The sequence below is a fragment of the Streptococcus sp. CF10-1 genome, from assembly GCF_024295825.1.
Classification (GTDB): Bacteria; Bacillota; Bacilli; order Lactobacillales; family Streptococcaceae; genus Streptococcus.
In genome coordinates this window covers 98730-124201 of sequence record NZ_JANCPQ010000001.1, presented here as the reverse complement: position 1 = coordinate 124201, position 25472 = coordinate 98730, and the positions used below count along the sequence as shown (strand labels likewise).

The following is a 25472-nucleotide window of genomic DNA, read 5'->3' as shown; positions in this document are numbered from 1 at the left end:
AAAAATAAAGCGCTTGACTAGGTATTTTTAGAAAAAAAGCCTATTTTTTCATAGAAAATAGACTGTTTTCTGCAAAAATCTCCTGCTTTACAAGTTTATCTTTAGGATAACCTAACAATAAATAGGGAGTAGAGCAACTTCTCTCGTTTTTTATTAAAAATACAGAATTTTTTCCACTATTTCCTTGAAGCTTTAACAAAAAGGAAACCAAACATTCCTTCATACAAAGCAAAGAAAAGTAAAAAGGCATGGAGAAAGAAAGTCTCTGGCAAAATCCAAATAACGGGATCCTTTGCTGGATCAAAAAGCCAGGTATTGTCTCCCACAAAGAGAATCTGATGGAAAAGAGTAAAGAATTGCTCAAAACCAATCAATACTCCTACAAAGCCAATGACGAGAGGCAATAGCACTAAAGTCAAGATACTTTTACGATATAGGGGCAAAAAGCCTTTTTTCACAATCTTTCCAACAAAGAAATAGAAACTTGGAAGTGTCACTAGGGCAACTAGCTGAACTAGGTGAAAGAGATTCTTCACCACCGCAAAGTGGTGTAGACCTGCAGCTGATGAACGAAAATCTGGCATCTCCAAGACCTGACTAAAGGGATTGGTCAGGTAATTCATCAAGATATGAAAGTTGTATTGAATGGTTTCGGGCTTTAGATAGACTCGATTCGCTAAGTTCAGCCACTGAATTTCCAAAGGATAGAAAATCCATGCCAGATAAATGGTTAAGAGAATAGACAGGGAGAGGAAAAAGATCATACTTCCCCAAAAGGTCAGTTTAGTTTTCATCAAAATTCCACTCCGCAAGGCTAGAAACTACATGAGTTGGTGCGATTGGCAGATCTGCTACTTCTTCTGCCTTGGTAAAACCTGTTGTCACCAAGAGCGTTGGAATGCCATTGTCAATCCCTGCTCGAATATCAGTCAAATAGTTATCCCCGACCATGAGCAATTCTTCTCTTTTCAAATCCAAGTGCTCAACCGCCTTGTCCATGATGATGGCATTCGGTTTTCCGATATAAACTGGTTTTACTCGTGTTGCTACTTCAAGAAGTGTTACCAGTGAACCAGCTCCTGGCAAAAGACCACGTTCCGTCGGGATATTGAGGTCAGGGTTGGTTCCGATAAAGTGAGCACCCTTTTGGATAGCTAGAGTTGCTGTGGCAAATTTTTCATAGTCAACTTGCCAGTCCAGTCCAACGACCACATAGGCAGGATTTTCCTTGTCTTCCGCATAACCAGCAGCCTTGATAGCTTCCTTGAGCCCCGCTTCGCCGATGACATAGACTGTCTTTTCCAGTCCTAAGTCATTCATATAGTCGATGGTTGCCAAGGTTGCTGTGTAGACAGTTGATAAAGGCGTGTTGATATTAAAATTTTTAGCCAACATTTCTTGAACACTCTCAGGAGTTCGGGTTGTATTGTTAGTCACAAAGAGGTAGGGAATTTCTCTTTTTTGTAACTCATGGACAAAAGCCTCACCCGCCGGAATCCGGTCTTTCCCCTTGTAAATGGTTCCGTCTAAATCAATTAAATAACCTTTATAAGCCATATCGTCCTTTCTAATTGCCTTCAATTTCTTGCCACGTAATCATAGCTTGGGCATTTATCTCGCCATCACTGATAATCTCATGCTTGCTTTCTAGTCCCTTGAGTTCATAAGCTGAAGCAATCATGCCACCTGGTCGCACTTCTTTGACATATTTGAGATTGATTTTCTTTGGAATATACTTGGTCAAAAAATCTGCTCCCATGACCTCAAAAATCCAATCCAAATATTTACTATTATTAACATGACCATTCATATCCAAGTCGTAAAAACGAACATGGTAGTCTTTACTGATCGGGTCTTCTAGGTTAGCATACTTTGGCCCACGGATGAGTTTTTTATCAAACTCAGACTGGTAAGGCGCAACAATCTCCGGTTCGACAGCATGAACTTTACGACTATCTCTGTCCATGAGAACAAAGGTTGCTACCATGCGAATGATTTCTTGACCTGCTTCATCATAGATAGTGAAACGGCGGTAGCAAAAAAGACGATTGTAAGTCAATGCTTCTGTTTCAATCGTAATCTCCTCAGCAAAGCGAGGCAAGCGTACCACGTCAATCGCATAATCTGTAATAATCCAGACCAAATTGTAACGTTCTAACATATCCTTGTCACTAACTCCCAGTTCAATCGATTGCATACCTGATACTTGCAGGGACAGCAAAATCACATCTGGAAGTTTGATATGACCGTTCATGTCCGCCATATCAAAAGGAATTTTCATTTTCATTTGATAAGTTAAGCCCATTGTTCTACTCCAAAATAAATCGTTCTGCTACAGTGTCTCCCAAGAAGAGACCCCTCTTTGTCATTCGGACACGGTCACCGTCGACCTGCATGAGTCCTTGTTGAACCAAGTCTCTGATGATTTCGCCATAAAGTCCATCAAAGGATCGTCCGAATTTCTCCTCAAATCGCGCCATAGAAACCCCGGATTTTTTCCGGAGGCCTAGGAACATTTCTTCTTCCATCTGCTCCCTTTGACTCAGGTGTTCTTCTGTAATCCGAGTATTTCCTTCCTCTACTGCATTGAGATAGTGGCGGATAGGACCGTGGTTTTTATAACGTACCCCGTTCACATAACCTGAAGCACCCGCACCGATACCATAATACTCAGCATTATCCCAGTACATGAGATTGTGGCGACTTTCAAATCCGGGTTTAGAGAAATTGGAAATCTCATAATGCTCAAAACCAGCTCGCTCCAGTTCTGCGATGATGTACTCAAACATCTCCGCTTCTAACTCTTCCTTGGGTAGGGGCAATTTCCCTCGTCTCATGCGGTTCATAAAGACCGTATGATTCTCCAAAATCAAGCTATAAAGACTCATATGAGGAATATCAAGCGAGATGGCTTTAGCCACATTTTCCTTGACTTGATCCATAGTTTGACCTGGAAGAGCGTAGATTAGGTCGATGGAGATATTGTCAAAACCAGCCAGTTTGAGGCGGTCGATATTCTCATAAATATCCTTCTCCAAATGACTGCGCCCAATCTTTTTCAGCATTTTGTCATCAAAAGTCTGCACACCTAAAGAAACACGATTGACTGGCGACTGTTTCAAAACTGCAATCTTATCTGCGTCCAAGTCGCCTGGGTTGGCCTCAATGGTCAACTCTTCCAAGACAGACAAATCTAGGTTTTTAGTCAAGCCATCCAAGAGCACCTCTAATTGCGGAGCTGACAAAGCCGTTGGCGTCCCACCTCCAATGTAGAGAGTTGACAACTTTTGGATATCATAAGAACGAAACTCTTCTAGCAGATGCTCCAGGTAACTATCTACTGGTTGATTCTTGATAAAAACTTTTGAAAAGTCACAATAATAACAAATCTGTGTGCAAAAGGGAATATGCACGTAGGCGGACGTTGGTTTTTTCTGCATAGTATTTATTATACCACAAAGACAGGCTTGCAGATAAAAATCACCATCTCCAAAAACCAGAGATGGTGATACCTTATACTTCAGTAATATCGATGATGATTTCTTCTTGGTCTTCAGCAACGTCTGGAGTTTCTGGCTGCTCCTGCCACTGCTCCTTGAGGTTGTTAAAGGTTTCCTTTGACGCTTCTGTCGCTTGTCGAGCACAGTTTTTAGCTTGGCCAAGGACACTATCAAAAGTGATTTCACCAGATTCTACTTGTTCCTTTGTTTTCAGCACAAAGTCCGTTGCCTGTTCCTTCACTTCTGTTAGTTTCTCACAAACCTGCTCTCTAGCATATTCTGGATCTTCTCTCAAATCATCTAGAAAATCCTGAGCTTGACTACAAACTTGCTTGCCCTTGTCACTCGTCAAAAACAAAGCTAGAGCTGCACCTGAAACTGTTCCTAAAAGGATAGAGGATAGTTTTCCCATAAGATTTCTCCTTTTTTATTTTTTGAAAAATTTACTTGCGACACGAAGAGCGGACAAGCCTGCACCTGTTTTGATGGTCTTCGAACCAGCAGATGAAGCTTTTTTGCCTAAAACACGTGCATGTTGGTTGAGATCAGATACTGACTCAGACAAGTCTGCCACAGCTGTAAAAAGTGGATCAATCGTCGCAACTTTGATATTGATATCGTCTGCTAACACATTGACCTTAACCAACAATTCATTAGTCTGATGCAAGGTAACGTTCACATCTGAGCTCAAGGTTTTGATGGTTTTCTCTGTCTCATCAATCATACGACCTGCTTTTTGAATCGTGATTGTCAAATAGACTAAACAGACAATCAAAGCAATCGCAACAAGAATATATGCAACTTCTAACATTTATTTTTCCTCCTCAGTATGATAGAAAGGGGCTTTCTTTCGATTTTGATAAAGTATGATAAAAATACCGAGTCCGATAAGGACAACTGATAACCATTGGGAAACTCGCAGACCAAAGAACATGAGACTATCCGTCCGCATGCCTTCGATGATCATACGACCAAAGCCATACCAAATCAAGTAGAATGCCGTGATCTGACCACGTCTGATTCCTTTTAATTTTCGTCTAAAAATCAGAATCAAAGCAAATCCAATCAGATTCCAAACCGACTCATATAAGAAGGTCGGCTGACGGTAGCTACCATCAATGTACATCTGGTCACGAATGAAGCCTGGCAAATAATCCAGATTATCTACCGCTGCACCATAGGCTTCTTGGTTAAAGAAGTTTCCCCAACGCCCTAGACTCTGGGCAATCATGACGCTCGGTGCTGCAATATCTAAGAAATCCCAAGTATTAATCAGCTTTCTATCTGCAAAGATATAAAGGACAATAGCGCCCGCTATCAATCCTCCGTAAATGGCCAAACCACCATTCCAAATAGCAATGATTTCACCTGGATTTTGCAGATAATAATCTAAGCGAAAGAGTACGTAGTATAGTCTAGCACCTAAAATAGCTACCGGAAAAGCAATCAGAATAAAATCCAAAATATCATCTGATAGAATTTTCTTTTTAGGAGCTTCTTTCATGGCAAGATAAACTGCCAGAACCAAACCAGCTACAATACACAAAGCATACCAACGAATAGCAAAGGGACCAATTTCAAATGCGACTGGATTAATCATTTTTCACCTCATTTTGAGCAATCAGACTTGTCAAGCGTTCTTCAAATAAACGCGTCGCATCAAAGCCCATTTCCTTAGCACGGTAGTTCATGGCAGCTGCTTCAATAACAACAGAAATATTGCGTCCTGTTTTTACCGGAATGCGGATACGCGGAATGGCTACACCAGAAATTTCGAGTTCTTCGGCATTATTTCCTAGACGGTCAAAGGTCTTATGCGTATCATAATTTTCCAAATAAACTGCTAGTTGAACTTGTGAAGAGTCCTTAACTGCACTTGCTCCGTAGAGACTCATCACATCAATAATCCCCACTCCACGGATCTCAAGTAAATGCCTCAAAATTTCAGCTGGCTCTCCCCAAAGGGTCATTTCGTCTTTTGCAAAAATATCTACACGATCATCTGCCACCAAACGGTGTCCACGTTTCACAAGTTCCAGACCAGTTTCACTCTTACCGATACCGCTATCCCCTTGGATCAAGACACCCATGCCATAAATGTCCATCAAGACACCATGAACACTGGTCCGTTCTGCCAAACGAGAATCCAAATAGCTAGATAATTCTCCTGATAGGCGACTAGTAGCTGTTCGACTGGTTAAAATCGCAATCTTACATTCCCTGGCAGCTTTCAACATTTCTTCTGGAACTACTAAACCACGCGCAACAATAACCACTGGTGTTTCTGGTTGAAACATCTTGGTCAACACCTTATAACGGTTGTGAGAAGACATGGAGACTAAATAGGACCATTCCTTCATTCCCAACAGTTGAAGCCGCTCCGGAGTATAGTAATCAAAATAGCCCGTCATTTCCAGACCTGGTCGAGAAATGTCCGCAGTATTGATTTCTTTTTCAAGTAAATCGCCTTCACCGTAAACAATGTCTAATCTGAGCTTTTCAATAACTTCTTTTACTAAAACCGACATAATTTCCTCCTTCAATCGAGTTCTCCCTACTATTATATCAAATTGTGGTAGGAAGTTTCCTTTTTTTGCAGGATTTACAGTATTTATTTGGAAAGAAAAAAGGCTAGATAAGTCTAGCCTTTCATTTCAAATTAGAATTTTTTACGTTTACGAGCTGCTTCTGATTTACGTTTACGTTTTACAGAAGGTTTTTCATAGAATTCACGTTTGCGTGTTTCTTGAAGAGTACCAGCTTTAGTAACCGCACGTTTGAAACGACGAAGTGCATCGTCAAGAGATTCATTCTTACGTACTACTGTTTTAGACATTTTTTTCACTCCCTTCAAGTTCAAGATCTATTCCATTTTACACACAAAGTGAATAATTGTCAAGAGAAAAGCAGCCATAAACTTTTATTATTTTTACTTTCTTCTTTTGAAGATGAAATAAATCACTAAGATGCAGAGAATCAAGCCCAAAACAGCTGGTTTTACAATCGATATACCACTTCCTCCACTAAATAAAAGACTATGGGCAACCTTCAGAAACGCTCCAATTACTACCGTTGCTAATAATCCATACCAACGTCTACTCCATGTTAAGGATATAATCGCCGTAAAAAATGCTAGAATCGTCGCCAGAATGATAACTTTTTCAATACTCCATCCGCTCGTAAAATAAGTCTTCTCAAAATTCAAAAACTCATTTACTTTTACATCAACTATTTCCGGCTTTGGGAACCAGAACATGCTAGTAAATAGGCAAAATATAGAAAAGAAAATCAGGCTATAGGATTTTTTATAAGCTCCCATTACAATTGGAATAATAAAGAGAGGGCGAATATACCAACTCAGAGTATTCTGGTGTCTAGTAAACGCCCACTCAAAGAAGCTCGTATCTGATAAAAAAACGACAATGGTAGCAATCGTTAGAAACAAGAAAATAACCCCACCTATTTTATCTAACGTTTTTATTTTCATAACTTTTCCCTTCTTGAATTCATAAAATTAATCTATCCATGGTAGATTTTCTCTAAGTGAGTTGTCAACCTCTAATCGTTTTAGTGGTAAAATATTAATGTTCTTCCAACCACGCTTTTATTCTATTGTCAAGATATCTATTTGCTCATCGTTAACGGTAATTGCTTGGTGGTTATGAAGCGGTAGCAATTCAAGCTGCTTTTTATACATTTCAAAGGTCTTTTTGCTACTATCAGTAAAAGGTTCCTCACCATAATGTGGAAGGATGTAAAAATCCACTTCATCCAATCCCGCTGTATCAGATAACTCTGTCGCTACCGTCTTGTCGTCCATGAGTTTATTGTAGTCAATATCCTTGGCTGTAATGATAGCCCCTGCTGATTCTCCCACATAGACCAACCCATCTCTTATTTGCTCTTTGATGAGAGATAGGAGTTGCTTTTTCTTTAATTCTTGCAATAAATAAAAGGTATTCCCGCCAGAGATATAAAGAATTTTGCTTTGGAAAATCTTTGCCTGTGCAGTTTCTCGATCACAAGAAGCAATATCTAGAACCTCTATCTCAAATCCTAAATCTTTGAATGTTTGCTGAGCCTCATCGATATAGGCAGTATAATCCTCTTTGTTCCCAGCGGTAGGAATAAATAAAACCTTGTTTTCTAGATTCTTTTCCTTTGCATAATCGCTAAAAAGCTTTTTGACACCAGCAAAGTATGAACATAAAAATAATTGTTTCATGATTGTACCTCCATTAATGTTTAACAATTTTATAAAGGATCCATGATCCCTTGCTTTGACTAGTTACGAGCTCAAATCCTACTGACAACAAGAATCGTCTAAATGCTTCTTCGCTTTGAACCTCTGGTAAAAAGTAAGACAACTTGTTATATTCACAAGCCAGTAAGAGCATCCCGTCTGATTTGAGTATTCTTCGAAGTTCCATAAAAGAAGCCTCTAGATCCTGCCAATGAAAATGAGTTTGAAAAGCTGTGATTAAATCAACACTTTCATCAGAAAAGCCTGTCTCCCTAACGTCTCTTCGTTCAAAATTTAGATTAGTCATCTCTATCTGTTTGGCTTGAGCTATTGCAGTATCTGAAATATCGATTCCAGTTATGGTACTTTGCGGAAAAGTTTCTTTCAGTAGGATGGTTGAACGACCATTTCCAACTCCCACATCTAAGATTACAGGGTAAAATGTCCTATCCAGATGACGAATTGCCCATACAAACATGGGGAGGTAGGCTCTATTCCACAATTTCATCATTCGTTTTCCTAGAAAGCCCGAAGGGTTCTTTGATTGCTGAATTAAGCGACTAAATAGTAACATTAAAAGTAAAAAACAAATAAAACCAATTATATAAATCAAAATCGATCCTCCTCGTATAGCTATATTATACCACTTTAACAGGATAGTGAACAATTGAAGTAAAAAGCCACTCACTCCAAAGAGCAAGTTGTTCTTGTCATTTTACTTTTCAAGCAAGCTGAGCGCTTCAGCATCTGCAATGATGGTCACGTCAGGGTGGTTTTGTAGGCTACTTGCTGGGAGATTCTCAGTCACTGGGCCTGATACTGTTCCAGCAATGGCCTCTGCTTTCGACTCACCATAAGCAAAGAGAATAATTGACTTTGCATCCAAGATGTTTTTAATCCCCATTGAGATGGCTTGAGTTGGAACGTCTTCAATCTTGTCAAAGAAGCGAGCATTGGCTTCAATTGTAGACTGGTCTAGGTCTACAAGGTGTGTCTGGCTATCAAAGGCAGTTCCTGGCTCATTAAATCCGATATGTCCATTGCGACCGATTCCCAAGATTTGAAAATCAACTGGATGGTCAACCAAAATTTGGTTGTAGCGTTCTACTTCAGCTTCAGCATTGTCCTTAATCCCACGAGGCAAGAAACTTTCTTTAAATGGTTTTTGGTTGAATAAGTGTTCTTGCATAAAGTGGCGGTAAGACTGAGGATTGTCTCCGTCAAGTCCTACATACTCATCAAGGTTTACACTGGTTAGATTTGAAAAATCAAGGTCACTCTCAACGATTTCCTTGTAAAACTCAAGTGGACTGCTCCCTGTCGCAAGTCCTAATGTTTGAGCACCATTGGCCAATTTTTCCTTCAAAATCTCAAAAGCAACTTTTCCACCTTCAACTTGATTTTCAACTTTAATAACTTTCATCTTTTCATCCTCCGTTTTAATCTATATTTATTATATGGTATAGACCAATTTTTGTCAAGTGAAAACGATTTAATTTCTAAAAAAAGAGCGCCTAAACTTGAAACGTGTTATAATGGATAAGATTAGAACTTAGAAAGAATGATGAAAAAAATGAATACAGCTGATTTTGATTTCCACTTACCTGAGGAATTGATTGCCCAAACGCCACTTGAAAAACGGGATGCGTCTAAACTCCTTATCGTTAATCGTGAGACGGGAGAAATGCAGGATAAACACTTCCACTCTATTATCGATATGCTAGAACCCGGTGATGCTCTTGTTATGAATGACACCCGTGTTCTCCCTGCCCGCCTCTATGGCCAAAAGGAAGAAACTGGAGGCCATGTGGAGCTTCTCCTACTCAAAAATACCAGTGGAGATGAGTGGGAGGTTCTCGCCAAACCTGCCAAACGCCTCAAGGTCGGGACTCGTGTCAACTTTGGTGATGGTCGCCTCAGCGCTGTCGTCACGGAAGAATTGACCCACGGAGGCCGCATTGTCCGCTTCGAATACCAAGGAATTTTTCTAGAAGTCTTGGAAAGTCTAGGTGAAATGCCACTACCGCCCTACATCCATGAAAAACTGGATGACCGTGAACGTTATCAAACGGTCTACGCTAAAGAAAGTGGCTCTGCTGCTGCACCAACTGCTGGCCTCCACTTCACCAAAGAACTGCTAGCAGAAATCCAAGCCAAGGGTGTCCATCTGGTTTATCTGACCCTCCATGTCGGACTCGGAACCTTTAGACCTGTTTCTGTGGACAATCTGGACGAGCATGAAATGCACTCAGAATTCTATCAACTTTCTGAGGAAGCAGCTGCCACCCTTCGCTCTGTCAAGCAAAATGGTGGCCGCGTCATTGCTGTCGGAACCACCTCTATCCGCACGTTAGAGACTATTGGTTCCAAGTTTGATGGGCAAATCCAGGCTGATTCTGGCTGGACCAATATCTTTATCAAACCTGGTTACGAATGGAAGGTCGTGGATGCCTTTTCAACCAACTTCCATCTGCCAAAATCAACTCTCGTCATGTTGGTTTCTGCCTTTGCAGGCCGTGACTTAGTCCTAGATGCCTATCACCATGCCATCCAAGAACACTACCGCTTTTTCAGTTTCGGTGACGCCATGTTTATCTATTAATTTTCATAAGCAAAAAACGCATAGAATCAGATTTGATTCTATGCGTTTTATAATGGATAACTTTATTAGTTAGTTTATTTTAAAGGTTGGATCTTTCAAGCTCTGAACACTGGCATTGATAACTGCTCCGATAATCAAAATCTTAGCAATAAGAATAAACCAGAACATCATGACTACAACGATGATGGAACTGAAAAATCGGACATCCACTAGGTGATTGATATAGTTATTAAAATAAACAGAAAAGATATTCAATAAACCGATAAGAGTTAGCAAGACAAAGATACTTCCTGGTAAAACATAGCGGATTCGTGGTGTTTTTACTTTTGGAAGGAAATAGTAAATCATGACTAGAATGGCAAAGATCAAGGCATAGACCAGAGGACCTGTAAAATCTTGCAGGTAAGAGAATAGCGGACTGTCTGATTGCCAGTAAGTTTTGAGGAGGTTAAGCAACATACGACCAAACATACTCAAAAACAAGGCTAGGGCAAAAAGAATCTGCAAGCCGAGGCTAACAAGCAAACTCATCAACTGATGGGAGATAATTCCTCGACTCTTGGTCACCCCATAGGCTTTGTTAAAAGCTTTTTGAAGGAAATCCATTGATTTCGAAAAGGTCCAGAGTGCAGATAAAACGGCAAAACTCAACAAACCAGTTGATGGTTGGGTCAGAACTTCTCGGACAATCTTGGCGACCACATCATACACCGTATCGGGCAAAAATTCCTTGATCGTCAGTAAGAAATTTGAGACTGGAATCTGAAAATAAGGCAAAATATTGACCATTATCATTAGCAAAGGAAAAATCGAAATCAACCAATAGTAGGCAACCGCAACACTGGTCAACTCACTATCAGATGCTTGATAATAATGCAAAAAAGCTTTCAATAAGGGCCTGTCCATCAGCTCTTTCCACCACTTTTTCATGTTCCATCCTCCGTCATTTTCTTCATCATCTAAGTTCTTCTGATTAAATCTAGCATATCATAAGGCAAGGTATTTGCAGCCTCTTTCAGAGAATAATTCTCTAAATTATTCACATTTTGGCGTAGTTTTTTAGCATACTTGGCTGTTATCAGTTTAGCTTCTTCGTATTCAAAGATTGCCTTACGTTCGAGATAGTAGCCTCGTAGCATTTCATCGATATTGTTTGGCTTGATGCGATTGATAACCCGCTCAACAAAGGCACCACTTCCGATAATGGCCGTCTCGCGTAGACGAGACTCTTGCATAAAACTAATCAGAGAACTCTTGTAAACCCCTTTGAGGTTTTCCAAACTCTCGATAATCAGCTCTGTATTTTCCAAATACAACTCTGAAATCTGATCATAGTCAACTGCTAGTAGTTTATGAGATTCTTCGTTCATCCAACTACGGAAAGTTTTGCCAAAGGTAAACATTTCATGGAGTAGAAAGCGCAGTATCCGTAAGGAAACTAGGAAATAATAAGTCACTCTAGAAGCGAAATTCCGATTGATACTCTGCTCCATGTTTTTTAGGTAACGTTGGTAAACTCGATAGCCACGCTCGCTGATTCTATTTTCTTCGTAGGCTTGCTCCAAACCGTCACTCTCAATACTCAAGATAAGAAGCTTGAGAGACTCCCAGTCCTCTTGGACTCTTTTATTTTCCTGACTAAGGATGAGATTTTCAATCCGACCATGGTAATTATCAATAGCTGCATAAAGAGGAAGTTTATTCTTGTGATGGTCCAGTTCTTTTTCTAATTCTGCAGCCACATCATTTAGAATCGCAATATGCATCAAATGATCCTTGCTTTCCTCTTGTTCCTCAGATAAGTGAGGGAGAACCAGTAAACCCGTTAAAAAACTTAACAATGTAACGCCTGCTACTAGGAAGAGCAACAAAGGATATTCCTGCTCTAAATGACTTGGTATGAGAAGAATGGTCGCGATAGATACTGTCCCTTTGACACCAGAGAAGGTCAAAAGAAGCATATCTTTCATGTACTTATGAATCTTTTTCTTAAGTCGACGCGTCCTTACAAAGTAAAAACCAGCAATCATGACAAAGCGGATCGCAAAAAGCAAGAAGGTCAGAGCGACAACTGAAATCAGTAAAAGAAGGGGATTGTAGAGAGAATTAGACAAAATTGGCTCCGCTATCAACTCTAACTCCATTCCCAAGAGAACAAAGACTGATCCATTTAGCATAAAGGTCACGGTATGCCAGACGGTCTCCGTCACGGTGTCAACTTGAGCCTCAAGGAGCGTAATTTTCTTAAAGCGACTGGCCTTCAAAATACCTGCAACCACTACTGCGATAATCCCTGAAACATGAAACTCTTCTGCGATAAAAAAAGTCATGAGTGGCAAACTTAGCTCTAGCAATAGTTCACTAGCTATATCTATCGCTCGCACACTCAGTAAAAAGGTATGCAAGAAACGATTGACCATAGCCGTCACAAAACCGACTACAAAACCACCAAGGATAGAAAGTGCTAGGGAAGTCCCAGCTTGGCTGAGAGAAAACGTTCCTGTTGTCCAAGCAGCAAGAGCCATCTGAAAGGCAACCAAACCAGAAGCGTCATTTAAGAGTCCTTCTCCTTTTAGGATATTAGAAACCCGTTTGGGAAAACGAAAACGTTCAGAAAGAGATGCGAAGGCAACCAAATCTGTTGGCCCAAGTGCCGCTCCAACTGCTAAACAGGCAGCCAAAGGAAGAGTCATCCAAAGGAAGTGAGCCATACCTCCTAAGCTTAAGGTCGAGATAAAAATCACAGGAAAGATCAGAAAGACGACAATCCGCCAATGCTTCAAAATGGACGTAATATCCGCTTCTTCCGCCTCCCGGAAAAGTAAGGGACCAATAACCATGGCCAGAAACAGCTCTGTATTGAGATGAAAGTCCGCATCTGGAACAAATAAGCCAATCCCAATCCCCAAAAGGATTTGCACAAGAGGAAGGGGCAAAAAAGGCAGAAGTTTATTGGTCGTGGTTGAAATGATTAAGACAAATAAAAATAGAATCAAGTAAATGAGTAATTCCACACAATTCCTCCTTAATCTTTTTTACAACAAGATTCAAAAATCTCCTTTTGCTCTTGGATTTTCTGATCAATCTTAGAACAGTCTTTGTGCTCAATTTTTTTCTGGCATCGTTCCATTTCAAGAGCCACTAATTTTTTCTTAATTTTAAGCATTTTCTTGCTCATATGTGCTTCGTCGAGCACCCCGACTGCTCGCTCGTGATGCGTTGACTCGACAAAATTTTGGCGCATTGCCTCAAGCTTCTCACGAAGGTATTGTTTATCCATGTCTATACCTTTCTAATTTTTCAATCATAACTAAAAACGGTGGATTGTTAACTTGGTTGAGAGTCCGATAAATGGCAGCTGTATACTCTTGTTGGTTCAACTGGCTAACAAACTCCAATACAGCATCCCTCTCAGTATCTCCTCCCTCATGACCATAGTAGATCATGATAGCAATCCGCCCCCCTTTGACAAGCAAATGACACAGCTTTTCTAAGGCTTCGATAGTAGTCTGAGGTTGGGTGATGACGGATTTGTCAGCAGAAGGTAAATAACCAAGATTAAAAATCCCTGCCTTAGCTTCTGTCACAAATTGATCAAGCGTCTCATGACCTTGCAAGATTAACTGGGTATTTGTCATTCCAGCCTGATCCAAACGCTCTTGCGTCTTCTCCAAAGCCTGCTCCTGGATATCAAAGGCATAGACTTGCTTGGCTAGCTTGGCTAGAAAAAGGGTATCATGTCCATTACCCATGGTCGCATCCACTACGATATCCTCTTTTGTCACAACTTCCGCCAAAAAATCATGCGCCATCTCAAGTGGTCTTTTCATTTTAAAACTCCTGTTTTACAGTCTTGCATCCTTGCACACTTCCGCGGCGTCTCATTTCAGTTTCAATAGCATTTAGCACTTCCCATTTTTTGAGGCTCCACATGGGACCAATCAACATATCTCTCGGTGCATCTCCTGTGATTCGATGAATGACGATATGCTTGGGTATGATTTCCAGTTGGTCACAAATGACCTTGACATACTCGTCCTGACTCATCAGTTGCAAGCGTCCTTCGTGGTAATCTCGCTGCATCCGTGTATTGGTCATGAGGTGAAGCAAGTGCAACTTAATTCCTTGAATATCATTATCCGTGACACAGCGACGAACATTTTCAACCATCATCTCATGGGTTTCCCCAGGAAGACCGTTAATCAAATGGGAAACAATTTCAATCTTGGGATATTTTCTCAAGCGTTTTACAGTTTCAACATACAATTCATAAGAATGGGCACGGTTAATAAGGTCAGAGGTTGCTTCAAAAGTAGTCTGTAAGCCCAATTCTACCGTCACATGCATACGCTCCGATAACTCAGCCAAATACTCGATGGTTTCGTCGGGTAAACAGTCTGGGCGTGTTCCGATATTGATTCCTACTACACCTGGCTCGTTGATAGCCTGCTCATATCGCTCCCGAATCACTTCCACCTTTTCATGGGTGTTGGTAAAATTTTGAAAATAAACCAAGTACTTCTGAACATCTGGCCATTTGCGGTGCATAAAGTCAATTTCCTTATAAAATTGCTCACGGATAGGGGCATCCGGTGCCACGATGGCATCTCCAGAACCTGAAACCGTACAAAAAGTACAACCACCATGGGCTACAGTTCCATCCCGATTTGGACAGTCAAATCCCGCATCAATGGGAACTTTGAAAGTCTTTTCTCCGAAAAGTTTTCGATAATAATCATTCAAGGTATTATAAGATTTCATAACTTTCATTATAACAAAAAACACCTACAATCTCAAAAGCCTGACTTTCCAACAAATTCCCTTGTTTCTCATTTCCTTTAGCGTTTTTTTATGATACAATATGGGTATGATTTTAATGAAAATAGCATCTATTTTATTATTGATATTAACCTTGGTGGTTTGCTTTATTGTCACCAAGCTTTTCGGACTTAGGAAAATAGGATTTAATTTCGCGGATCTAGCTTTTCCACTGTTGGTATTCGAGTACTATCTGATTACTGCTAAAGCTTTTACCCACAACTTTCTACCGCGACTTGGTGTCGCACTTTCTCTCCTAGCAATCCTCCTTGTAATCTTTTTCCTTGTCAAAAAACGAAGTTTTTATTACCCTAAATTCATCAAATTCTTCTGGAGAGCCGGTTTTCTCCTTACCTTAATCATCTATATAGCAATGATTGTTGAATTGTTCTTACTGAAACAATAATGGAATCTCTAGAAAATGCCTTCTAGGGATTCTTGCTTTCTCTCCAAAATTACACAGACAGTAAAATTATACGATTTTACACAAAGAAAAGTCCTTAGAAACTTGTATTCTAAGGACTTTTTATCTGAGACGAGAGTTTCTCTCAGGTCTTAAATGGCAAATAAGGTATCAAAAATATCTAATCCTCTTTTTTGCCTTTAGTGGCTACTAGTCCTGCACTCAAACCAAGAAGAGCTAAGCCTGCTGCTAGGGCTGCTTGACCTTCTGCACTTCCTGTATTTGGTAACTGCTCTTTTTGAACCGGACCAGCTGCACTTGAAGTGTTTTGTTTTGTATCTGCTTTTTCTGATACTTGTGGTTTTGTAGATTCTTGAGGTACTGGTTTAGTTGTTTCACCAGCCGTACCTACTTCTACGATGCGATCCTGAGCCATGACTTTATCATAGCTTTCTTTTTCAGTTCGTTTGCCATTTTCAACTTCAATCAAGTGAACACGGATACCTTTTTGACCTTCTTGGAGAACACGGGTTTGACCTGCTGGAAGCTTATCGTTCTTTTGTTCCTGAACCTTGAAGTCAATTGTTTCTTCTTCGATTACAAGTTCTGGTCTGTTAAGGACAAGGTTCTTCACTTCATCCTCTGGAAGGGAGGTTCCTGGTTTCGTTCCAACTTCTACGATGCGATCCTGAGCTATAACTTTATCATAGCTCTCTTTTTCAGTCCGCTTACCATTTTCAACCTCGATCAAGTGAACACGGATACCCTTTTGACCTTCTTGGAGAACACGAGTTTCACCTAGGTACAACTTATCAGACTTACGCTCCTGAACCTTGAAATCAATTGTTTCTTCTTTGATTACAAGTTCTGGTCTGTTAAGGACAAGGTTCTTCACTTCATCTTCTGGAAGGGAGGTTCCTAATTTCGTTCCAACCAAGACGATGCGGTCTGTCGGATCCTCTACCACTTCACGAAGTTTTTCTTCCTTACTTCCATCAGGATTAATCGCTGTGAAGATCCGTTCTTTACCAACTTTTCCTTCTTGTTCTACACGAGTTTCACCTAGATACAGTGTTGAATCTTTTTTCTCAACTGTCTTGTAGGCCAAATCTTTTTCAACAAATTCGAGTTTTGGAAGTTCTTCTTGCACAGCAGCAACAGTCTTCTCAGAAACTGGTTTTTCCTTAGTCAACTGGATACGGTATTCCTTGACTTGTTTTCCACTTTCTGAAACAAGGCGAACAAGTACTGGAAGGCTATCGTCTCCGCTATCTACAACTGTTGAAGCTACTTGATTGCTTTCTTCGACTGAAACTTTTGGACGTTGACCTTTATAGGTAATTTGGTAGTCTTGACGATCTTCAGCGAAGTCAGGAAGCTCTTTCCCATCTACAAGAATTTTTGATTGGGTACTTTCTTGAGGCAATTCACTCGGTGCAAGGAAGGTCATCTCAATCATCGCAACACCGCTCTTGTCTGCTTTACGCTCCATACGCCATCTCATGGCTTTGGCTTTCACGGCTTTAAATGTTACGTTGATTTCATCACCAGCTGCGATGTCTTTATCCGCACGATAAGGAACAGCTTCCCAATTTTCTGGATTGTTGAATGGATGGGCTGCATCGTAGGCTTGGTAGTTAGAATAGTAGGTAGGCACTTCAAAATCTGGGCCAATATAGCGTTCCAAAACGAGTTTAGATGGTACATCCGTACCACTATCTGCAAAGAAGTGAAGTTTGGCTTGCGCAACAGTCCGTTCTACAATCTTACCATTTTCACGGAAAATCACACCTGCTGATACTTCTGGATTAGAAGATGGTGTTGGAGACCAGTTTGTCCAACGACGATTTTCATTGTGATCTCCATCATTGATATAGTCTACACGGTCATGTGAACTTGGATCAATATCATTAGTTGCAGAAGCAAAGGCCTGGTTACTATTTTCATCATACTCTGGGTTATTTGAGAGAGCTTCGCCTAGTTTGTCTGTCACTCGTACAGTGAACTCAGCAACAAGATCACTACCAAGGACATGGCCTCGAACGGTAAATTGACCTGCTTTTGTCAGCTTTTCTGCTGGAACTTCTTCCCATTCAACTGCTAAGTCTTTTGTTTCATAACCATCTTTACCTGTGAAGTAAACCGGAACCTTAGTTGGCAATTCAAGCGGTTGTCCTACTTGTACCAAGCGAGCTTGTTTGACAGCTGCAACTGGTTTACGAGAGAGCAAATCTTTATTGCTTGTGAAGTGCAGACGGTATTCTCCTAAGATATCACCATTTTCAGCCTTAGCGATAACACGAACTGGCTCACCTTCGCGAACGCTCGGAACAACGGTAGCAAGACCATTGTTGCTAACACTTGCTGTTACTGCAGGAACTTTGCCATCTACAGACTCAAGATAGTAGTCTGTCAAATCAGGATTGAAGTTTGCTAAGTCTTTACCGTCAACTTGGATTCTTGTTTGTCCTTGTTTGGCTGCCGCAACTTGTTTCGCAAAGATTTGTACCTCTGTGATAGATGTTCCTTTCTTGCTATCAAGTCGAACCATACGAATGCGAACCGCATAGGTCTCAACTTTATCAAAGCTGAAATGATTCATTTCTCCAGCTTTTAATTGAGCTGGTGCTTTGAGATTGCTTACCTCTTTCCAGTTTGCAGGATCGTTAAAGGCATGGTTTTCCTCACCTACAAAGCTAGGGTTTTTAGGGGCTGTTGGAACGGTCTTACCGACATAATACTCAATCACATAAGACTTCGGTACACCAACTCCGTGGTCTTCGTGGAATCCGACACTTAGATTATCAACTGAACGTTTGCTCAAAATACCTGAATCTCCGAATAGGACACCAACTGAAGCTTCTGGATTAGTACGGTTCCAGTTTGTCCAACGGTTAGCTGGGCGGTCATTAAAGGAAATCAATTTATCGTTGACGTTTGAAACGGGATCAGTTGGATTTGAGTCTGAAGCAAAGGCAAGTGGCAATTCTGAACCGGTCCATTGGTCAGAAATATTTGCTCCCTTCTCAGTTTGAGCAGATACGCGAACATGAAGTTTCGTTGTTAATTGCGTACCTTCTAGGCGACCATTAACTGTAAAGACACCTTCCTTGGCGTATTGGTCTGGACGAATCGCATCCCAAGTAACCTTAGCTGATGAAACGTGGCCATTTGAATCGTAGGTACGAACGCTTTCTGGTAATTGTGGTGCTTCTGCGATTGGTGTTGTCACACTAACTTCTTCAACTGAAACGATGCCTTCTACAGATACTTTAGCACGCGCCTCAAGGTCAAGACCTTCAACTTTACCTAGAACTTCAAAGGTTTGATAGTGGTCGAGTTTTTCTTTTGGAATGGCTTGCCAAGTGACTTTGTGGGCTTTAGGGAAACCTTTGTCATACTCAACCGTTACTGTTGCTGGAAGGCTTGGTTCTTGATGCAAGTCTGTGACTACATTTACTGGACGGATAGATTGGACTACTTTTTTCTCAGTATTGGCCTGGATCGTGAGACCGATTTGACCTGTAGCCCCCTCATATTCTGCTTTGAGAGTGACTGTTCCTGGCTTATGCAACTCAAGCATTCCTTTACGAACTGCGACTTCCCCTTCACCACTTGTAGAGAAGTTCACCTTATCTGCTGGTAAAACTGCTTGTGTTCCGTCTTGATAGTGAGCAAGGACAGATAATTTGACTGTTTGGTCTTCTTTGAGGCTATCAGCTTTCTCCACTTGTAGGCTCAAATGGTCAATTTTTGGCGATTCTTCGAGGAATTGAATAGCATACATTTGGAAAGGGCCACCATCATTTGGTTGAACAAAGATGCTTGCACGCATGCCGTTTGCTGCGCTTGCTTGCACTACTGTAACAGCTGCATTTTCGGAACTTGCTGTGACTTTAGGCAACTCAGCTCCATAAGCAAGAGTACGGTATTGCATTGGTTTTTGGCTAGTAAGTCCTGTGACAGCTTCACCACCAACCGTTACAGTTGGCACTACAGGTGCTGCAGGATTGCCTTCTTCTACTACAAGGGTAGCGTGAATAGTCTCACCACCCAGCTGGCCAGTCATTTGTATACGTGATCCTGCAACTGACAGTTTAGCTTTATCTGTTTCCGCAATCTCCCACTTATCAACTTCGTATTCTTGAACGCTTCCATCCGTTACAGCGATAGAAACATATTTGTCAACAGCACTCAAGTCTGTTCCTGGAGCAACACGCTTAACAGTTGGAAGCTCATTTGCGATTGCTAGAATTTCGACACGGGCCTCAACTTCGCGTCCGTCTGCCATACCTTTAACAGTCACAACTCCTGCTTGGCTCACATCAACTGAAGACCAAGTTACTGGACGTTTTTCACGACTGCCATCACTGTAGATAAAACTGACGGTCTTCGGCATTTTTGGCTCTTTCTCAATAACAGTACGTACTTTTGGTACTTCTGTCCCGAGAACGGTCTTTTCTTGGTCTTCTTTTTTACCAGTAAAGACAGTTACTTGACCAGATTTCAAGAGATCTGAATGAGCTGTTAGTGTGAATTTACCTGCTTGTTCAGTTGATTTGACAATGGCAACCCCTTTACCGTTAAAGGCTCTACGGATCCAAGAACCGTCTGGTTGCGCCTTGTAGCGTTCACGACTGGCTTGTTCCCCATTATCGACACCGACCAGTTGACCTTGTCCATGCAGTTGGAAGCGAACCAAATTATTGGCAGTTGGTACCACATTTCCTTCACTGTCTACGATTTCGTAGTAGATGTAGGTCAAGTCTTTTCCATCTGCTGCGATTGCATGTTCTTCCTTGACGAGGCGAACACCTGCTGGTTGGCCTGCAGTCGTGATCTTATCACGTGCAATTTCTTTTCCAGCTTCATCGCGAGCTACAGCTTCCAAAGTACCTGGTTGGTACGCAACCTTCCACTCAAGATAGAGTTCCTTAGCATTGGCACCTTCTTGGTAGGTACGGCCATCACTGGTTTGTTTTTTGTTGAACTTTTTAACTCCAAGAGATTGACCGTTCAAGAATAATTCAACGCTTGCAGCGTTTGAGTAGGCACGAACTGGGATCTTACCTTCTGAGTCAGCAACTTTGTCTGCTAATTCTTTGTTTTCCCAGTTCCAGTGAGGAAGAAGATGTACCATCGGTTTCTTCTTGGCAGAAACCCATTGGCTTTGGTAGAGATAAAAGTCATTTTTTGGAATACCGGCTGTATCTACGATACCAAAGTAAGAGCTCTTAACGGGAGTTTGGTTTTGGTTGTGCCATGGTGTAGGCTCACCGATATAGTCCGTACCTGTCCAGATAAACTGTCCAGCATAGCCAGCGTTGTCACGGTCAAAGGTCCATGAAGCGGTTGCCGTTTTACCCCAACCCACACGATCATTTCCATAATCTGACTGTTCATAGTTACGATAAGCTTGGTTGCTATGTACCAATTCTTGTTCAGGACGATAATAGCTACCACGTGTACGGGTTGCTGAAGATGTTTCTGAACCATAAATCAACCAGTTTGGATGTTTCGCACGAAGTTTCTTGTAGTTGTCTTCTGAATAGTTGAAACCAACTGCATCCAGTTCATTAGCAATTTTCTCATGATCACCGCTACCATCACCAAAACGGAACTTATCTGCTCCCATGGTAACATAACGTGTAGTATCAACATCTTTAATCACTTTTACTAAGCGTTTAACCGTTGCAAGAGAGTGAGCATTACCATTGGCTTCACCGATTTCGTTTCCGATAGACCACATGAAGACAGCTGGGTTGTTTTTATCTCTTTCGACCATGGTACGAAGATCATAGTCAGACCATTTTTCACCTTTTCTAGCTTCTGGGTGAGTGGCATCTTTTTCAAAGAAACGTCCGTAATCATAAGGTTTCTTGCCACCATACCAAGTATCAAAGGCCTCTTCCTGAACAAGCAAACCAAGTTCTGCTGCGATTTGCAAGGTCTGTGGACTTGCAGGGTTATGAGTTGTACGGATGGCGTTAACGCCCATCTCCTTCATTTGTTTGAGACGACGGTATTCTGCCTTATAGTTTTCTTCTGCTCCAAGCGCTCCATGGTCATGGTGCAAGGAAACACCATGGAATTTAATGCGTTCACCATTCAAAGAGAAACCTTCATTTGGAGTCCAGTGATAGTAACGGTAACCAAACAAATCTTTCTTAGCATCAACCAATTGACCGTCACGGTAAACACGCGTAATCAATTCGTACAAGGCAGGTTTGTCATTTAAAACGGTCCAGAGTTTTGGTTGTTCAACTTCTAAAATCGCATCAAGGCTTGTTGATTCATGTGCTTTCAAGGTACGGCTCGCTGTACGAACCAAGCCTGTTACAGCCTGACCACCACGTTCAACGATTTGATACTCTGCTACAAGTTCATGGTCTTTATCGTCTGTATTGACGATTTTGCTGGTCACATACGTTTCAACCTTGCCATGTTGCTGTTGTTCTAGCTTTGGTGTTAAGATGGTTGTCCCATTCTTCTCAACATGAACTTTATCTGTCATTTGCAAGGTCACATCACGGTAGATACCGCTACCTGAATACCAACGGCTACTTGGTTGTTTGTTGACAGCATGGACAGCAATCACATTCTCACGGCCATCTTTGTGAAGGTATTTAGTAATATCGTATGAGAACTGGTTATAACCATTTGGATAATGTCCCACTAACTGGCCATTGACATAGACTTGAGAGTCCATGTAGACACCATCAAAGGTCACTCGAACATTTTTCTTGAGATCTTTTTCATCAAGTTTAAAGGTCTTGCGATACCAAGCTTCACCACCATTGAGCTGTCCACCCTCGTTTTGAGCAGGTGACTGATGGTCAAAATCATTAAAGATACTCCAGTCATGTGGAAGATCTAATTTTTGCCATGTTGATACATCGGCATCTGATTTCACAGCTTCTTTAGGATTCGCATTGAGTTTAAAGTGCCAATTTTGATTAAAATTCACTTTCCTATCTTCAATCATTTGATTCACTTCTTCATTTGTCGTAGCTTTCAAATCCTCCTTGACAGGCTTTTCTTGACTTGAAGCTTGAGATTCTACCTTTGGAGCTGTTTCTTCAGGTTTTACTGACGCTTTCTCCTCTTTTGGAGCTACAGGTTCATCTTCTTTCTTATCTGGTTTGCTTGCTTCAATTGGAGCAGCTTGACTTTGATCGACACTTGCAACATCCTTGTGCTCTGCTACAGTTTGATCTTCTTTTTCCTCCACTGCCGGACTTTCCTCTTTTGCTTGTTCCACAGTGTGAGCGATAGGAGTTTCATCGGCGAAAACTGGTGATTCTCCAACAACACTTCCTCCAAATAGAACCGCACAAGTTCCAATCATGACAGAGCAAGCGCCTACGGCAAACTTACGAATGCTGTAGACTCTTTTACGATTCCAATGGCCTTTTTCCATAAAATCCTCCTTTAGTAACCGCTTCCATTTCCTTGTAAGCGTATTACTTTTTCATAGCCTTTTACCCTTATTTTATAAAATAATATAGGAAATTTCAATACCCTAAACACAAAAAATCATATTTTTGATTGTTTTTTCTAAAATTTGTAGAAGATTCGAAAAAAGTGAATGTAGATTTAGAACAAAAAACAAACATTTCTTGTCACTCAGTAAAATATCATAAAAAGTTCCTTACAAAAGGAACTTTTTTTATTTATAATTAAAAGTCTCCCCTGCCAACTTATCGGCTAACTTGGGAAAGAGGGTATAAAATTTGTGAGCTAAATTGAGCAAAAAAGGAAGATTAAGTTCTCGTTTATTCTTTCCTGTGATTTTGACAATCTTTCTAGCAACCGCATCTGGTTCTAAGAGAAATCGGTCAACAGACTTGAGGTAGCTCCCATCTGGATCTGCCTGGTCGAAAAACCCTGTACGAATCGGTCCTGGATTAACCGTCGTTACATAGACACCATAGGGCATCAGTTCAAGACGCAGAGCATTTGAAAATCCAATAGTTGCAAACTTGGTCGCTGAGTATAGGCTAGACTTAGCTGTTGCAATCAATCCTGCCATGCTGACGATATTGATGATATGCCCTTTTCCCCTCTCCTTCATACGAGCTCCAAGACGACAAGACAGATTCATCAGAGCAAAGGTATTGACCTCAAACATCTGGTGAATGTCTTGATCAGAAATCTGGTCAAATTCCTCAAAAATCCCGTAACCAGCGTTGTTAATCAAGACATCAATCTTGCCATAACGGAGATAGAGGTCAGCTACCAGAGCTTCTAGGGCTGAGTCATCAGTAATGTCGATTTCAAACCATTCCACATTAGGATGATTTCCGTAGAGCTGGGCTAGTTTTTCCTTGTTTCTACCTAGTAAGATGAGTTGGTCATTTGGTAAGAGTTTGACCATTTCTTGGGCTAAGCCACCGCTTGCCCCAGTGATGATGATGGTGCGCATCTCTATTCCTTTCAAAGTTTTGGTCAATTAATGAAATCTTTTTCCAGCTAAATAATGAGCATAGGCTTGATCAATGACAGGAGCAAACAGATGATAATCCTCCCAGCTACCTAAAAATTCTAAAGGCAAGTCATACAAGTCATTGACTACAAATTCGGAATAATCATCCATATACTGATGTTCATAATAGTCATTTACAAAATCCTGAAAATCCTTTTTGATATCCATTGTTCCCAGTTTACCATCGCACCAGTCTAAAAGATAATCAACACCCAAAGTTTGCTCGTTTTTTACACTTTGGAATACCGTTTCTTCATCAGGAGACATCATTTCTTTGGCATCATGCTGGATGAGCCAAGTAACGAAAAAACCGATATGATTCGCAGCCCAACGATAAATCTCCCGATCATCTTTTTGAGTTAACTCTTCTTTTTGTAATGAATAGCTGTGCAAGTAGTTGGTTAATGCATTCTCAAAATACCAATCTGCTTTATCCAATAAACGATTTTCAACAGTCATCTTATTTCCCTCTCAACGAACTATAACATTATAACTCAACTTCTTCCAAGTCTTTAACCACATGGACATTTCCAAAAACAGTGGCCGCATCTTTCTTGAGCTGGCTGATATCTTTTGAAAGGAAGCGGGCGCTGATATGATTGAGCAAGAGGCGCTTAGCACCTGCTTCTGCTGCTACTTGTGCTGCCTGCATATTGGTTGAGTGACCGTGATTGCGGGCAATTTTCTCATCACCCTTACCATAAGTCGACTCGTGGACAAGGACATCGGCGTTGACAGCCAGACGCACACTGGCATTGGTTTTTCGGGTGTCACCCAGAATAGTAATAATCTTACCAGGTCGTGGTGCTGAGATATAGTCTGCTGCCATGATTTCAGTACCGTCTTCAAGAACAACGTCCTGACCGTTTTTGATTTTTCCAAAAAGCGGGCCGAACGGAACACCCGCAGCTTTGAGTTTTTCAGCATCCAAGGTTCCTTCTAAGTCCTTTTGCATGACACGATAACCAACGCAGAAAATAGTGTGGTCCAGCTCCTCTGCATACACAGTGAATTTATCGGTCTCAAGGATTTTCCCTAGAGAATCTTGGTCAAACTCATGAAAATGAATGCGATAAGGCAGGCGAGAACCGGACACACGAAGGCTGGTTAAGACAAATGACTTGATCCCTTGTGGTCCATAAATGTCCAAATCTGTCTGCTCCTCATTAGCTTGAAAAGCACGGCTAGAGAGAAATCCTGGCAAGCCAAAGATATGGTCTCCATGCAGGTGAGTGATAAAGATTTTGCTGACCTTCCGTGGTCGGATTGTAGTTTCCAGAATGCGATTTTGCGTTCCTTCTCCACAGTCAAAGAGCCAGACTTCGTTAATCTCGTCCAAGAGTTTCAATGCGAGACTTGAAACGTTGCGGGCTTTAGAGGGCTGACCAGCCCCTGTTCCTAAAAATTGAATATCCATTCGA

The 25472-nt window shown here is 41.2% G+C and carries 24 protein-coding genes; 2 read left to right on the top strand and 22 right to left on the bottom strand.

Features of this window, described 5'->3' with window-relative positions; genetic code table 11:
* Positions 1–176: 176 nt before the first annotated feature.
* The 13 genes from NMM25_RS00630 to NMM25_RS00570 all read right to left on the bottom strand — a co-directional run bounded on the left by NMM25_RS00630 (position 177) and on the right by NMM25_RS00570 (position 9166).
* A complete protein-coding gene (locus NMM25_RS00630) occupies positions 177–794 on the bottom strand; it encodes a TIGR01906 family membrane protein (RefSeq protein WP_198459448.1) in 618 nt (205 codons plus the stop codon).
* A complete protein-coding gene (locus tag NMM25_RS00625; RefSeq protein WP_254735661.1) occupies positions 784–1557 on the bottom strand; it encodes a TIGR01457 family HAD-type hydrolase in 774 nt (257 codons plus the stop codon). Before NMM25_RS00625 ends, NMM25_RS00630 begins: the two co-directional genes overlap by 11 nt.
* A gap of 10 nt (positions 1558–1567) precedes the next feature.
* Positions 1568–2305: an acyl-[acyl-carrier-protein] thioesterase gene (locus NMM25_RS00620; RefSeq protein ID WP_000524786.1), complete on the bottom strand. Its 738-nt coding sequence runs from the start codon at positions 2303–2305 to the stop codon at positions 1568–1570.
* A gap of 4 nt (positions 2306–2309) precedes the next feature.
* A complete protein-coding gene (gene hemW, locus NMM25_RS00615) occupies positions 2310–3440 on the bottom strand; it encodes a radical SAM family heme chaperone HemW (RefSeq protein WP_254735660.1) in 1131 nt (376 codons plus the stop codon).
* 73 nt (positions 3441–3513) lie between these two features.
* Positions 3514–3912, bottom strand: a complete 399-nt coding sequence (locus tag NMM25_RS00610; RefSeq protein ID WP_254735659.1) for a YtxH domain-containing protein — start codon at positions 3910–3912, stop codon at positions 3514–3516.
* A 15-nt stretch (positions 3913–3927) separates the two neighbouring features.
* Positions 3928–4311, bottom strand: a complete 384-nt coding sequence (locus NMM25_RS00605; protein ID WP_000895033.1) for a DUF948 domain-containing protein — start codon at positions 4309–4311, stop codon at positions 3928–3930.
* Entirely contained in the window at positions 4312–5100 is a 789-nt protein-coding gene (lgt, locus tag NMM25_RS00600) for a prolipoprotein diacylglyceryl transferase (protein WP_198459443.1), read from the bottom strand. It abuts the gene before it with no gap.
* Positions 5093–6028, bottom strand: a complete 936-nt coding sequence (gene hprK, locus NMM25_RS00595; RefSeq protein ID WP_254725535.1) for an HPr(Ser) kinase/phosphatase — start codon at positions 6026–6028, stop codon at positions 5093–5095. Before hprK ends, lgt begins: the two co-directional genes overlap by 8 nt.
* 131 nt (positions 6029–6159) lie before the next feature.
* Positions 6160–6336: a 30S ribosomal protein S21 gene (rpsU, locus tag NMM25_RS00590; RefSeq protein ID WP_000048054.1), complete on the bottom strand. Its 177-nt coding sequence runs from the start codon at positions 6334–6336 to the stop codon at positions 6160–6162.
* 93 nt (positions 6337–6429) lie between these two features.
* Positions 6430–6987 carry a hypothetical protein gene (locus tag NMM25_RS00585; protein ID WP_254735658.1) on the bottom strand — a complete coding sequence of 186 codons (558 nt, stop codon included), beginning with the start codon at positions 6985–6987 and terminating at the stop codon, positions 6430–6432.
* 117 nt (positions 6988–7104) lie between these two features.
* Entirely contained in the window at positions 7105–7725 is a 621-nt protein-coding gene (locus tag NMM25_RS00580; RefSeq protein ID WP_254735657.1) for a Type 1 glutamine amidotransferase-like domain-containing protein, read from the bottom strand.
* A gap of 13 nt (positions 7726–7738) precedes the next feature.
* On the bottom strand, positions 7739–8356 hold the full coding sequence (locus NMM25_RS00575; RefSeq protein WP_254735656.1) for a class I SAM-dependent methyltransferase: 618 nt from the start codon (positions 8354–8356) through the stop codon (positions 7739–7741).
* Between the two features lie 102 nt (positions 8357–8458).
* Positions 8459–9166, bottom strand: coding sequence for a glucosamine-6-phosphate deaminase (locus NMM25_RS00570; protein WP_000864600.1), 708 nt, complete (start codon positions 9164–9166; stop codon positions 8459–8461).
* Positions 9167–9316: 150 nt separating this feature from the next.
* Between NMM25_RS00570 and queA the strand changes: the two genes are divergently transcribed.
* Positions 9317–10345, top strand: a complete 1029-nt coding sequence (gene queA, locus NMM25_RS00565; protein WP_254735827.1) for a tRNA preQ1(34) S-adenosylmethionine ribosyltransferase-isomerase QueA — start codon at positions 9317–9319, stop codon at positions 10343–10345.
* A 69-nt stretch (positions 10346–10414) separates the two neighbouring features.
* On the opposite strand, the gene NMM25_RS00560 is transcribed toward queA, so the two are convergent.
* The 5 genes from NMM25_RS00560 to NMM25_RS00540 are packed head-to-tail and all read right to left on the bottom strand — an operon-like array spanning position 10415 to position 15115.
* Entirely contained in the window at positions 10415–11275 is an 861-nt protein-coding gene (locus tag NMM25_RS00560; protein WP_254735655.1) for a YihY/virulence factor BrkB family protein, read from the bottom strand.
* Positions 11276–11304: 29 nt separating this feature from the next.
* Entirely contained in the window at positions 11305–13359 is a 2055-nt protein-coding gene (locus tag NMM25_RS00555; protein ID WP_254735654.1) for a sodium:proton antiporter, read from the bottom strand.
* An 11-nt stretch (positions 13360–13370) separates the two neighbouring features.
* Positions 13371–13625: a hypothetical protein gene (locus NMM25_RS00550; RefSeq protein ID WP_000361094.1), complete on the bottom strand. Its 255-nt coding sequence runs from the start codon at positions 13623–13625 to the stop codon at positions 13371–13373.
* Entirely contained in the window at positions 13618–14175 is a 558-nt protein-coding gene (locus NMM25_RS00545; protein WP_084849124.1) for a class I SAM-dependent methyltransferase, read from the bottom strand. The genes NMM25_RS00550 and NMM25_RS00545 overlap by 8 nt, the downstream gene beginning before the upstream one ends.
* 1 nt (position 14176) lies before the next feature.
* Positions 14177–15115: a TIGR01212 family radical SAM protein gene (locus NMM25_RS00540; RefSeq protein ID WP_254735653.1), complete on the bottom strand. Its 939-nt coding sequence runs from the start codon at positions 15113–15115 to the stop codon at positions 14177–14179.
* Positions 15116–15206: 91 nt separating this feature from the next.
* Here NMM25_RS00540 and NMM25_RS00535 point away from each other — a divergent pair, with 91 nt between their 5' ends.
* Positions 15207–15569, top strand: coding sequence for a DUF3397 domain-containing protein (locus tag NMM25_RS00535; protein ID WP_254735652.1), 363 nt, complete (start codon positions 15207–15209; stop codon positions 15567–15569).
* A 178-nt stretch (positions 15570–15747) separates the two neighbouring features.
* Here NMM25_RS00535 and bgaA read toward each other — a convergent pair whose 3' ends face one another.
* From bgaA to rnz, 4 genes are all read right to left on the bottom strand, one after another.
* Positions 15748–22986 carry an LPXTG-anchored adhesin/beta-galactosidase BgaA gene (gene bgaA / locus NMM25_RS00530; RefSeq protein WP_254735651.1) on the bottom strand — a complete coding sequence of 2413 codons (7239 nt, stop codon included), beginning with the start codon at positions 22984–22986 and terminating at the stop codon, positions 15748–15750.
* Positions 22987–23235: 249 nt separating this feature from the next.
* Complete coding sequence (locus tag NMM25_RS00525) at positions 23236–23991, bottom strand: SDR family oxidoreductase (protein WP_254735650.1); 756 nt, start codon at positions 23989–23991, stop codon at positions 23236–23238.
* A gap of 27 nt (positions 23992–24018) precedes the next feature.
* Positions 24019–24510, bottom strand: a complete 492-nt coding sequence (locus NMM25_RS00520) for a hypothetical protein (RefSeq protein ID WP_181186826.1) — start codon at positions 24508–24510, stop codon at positions 24019–24021.
* A 28-nt stretch (positions 24511–24538) separates the two neighbouring features.
* Positions 24539–25468, bottom strand: coding sequence for a ribonuclease Z (gene rnz / locus NMM25_RS00515; protein ID WP_254735649.1), 930 nt, complete (start codon positions 25466–25468; stop codon positions 24539–24541).
* Positions 25469–25472 lie beyond the last annotated feature (4 nt).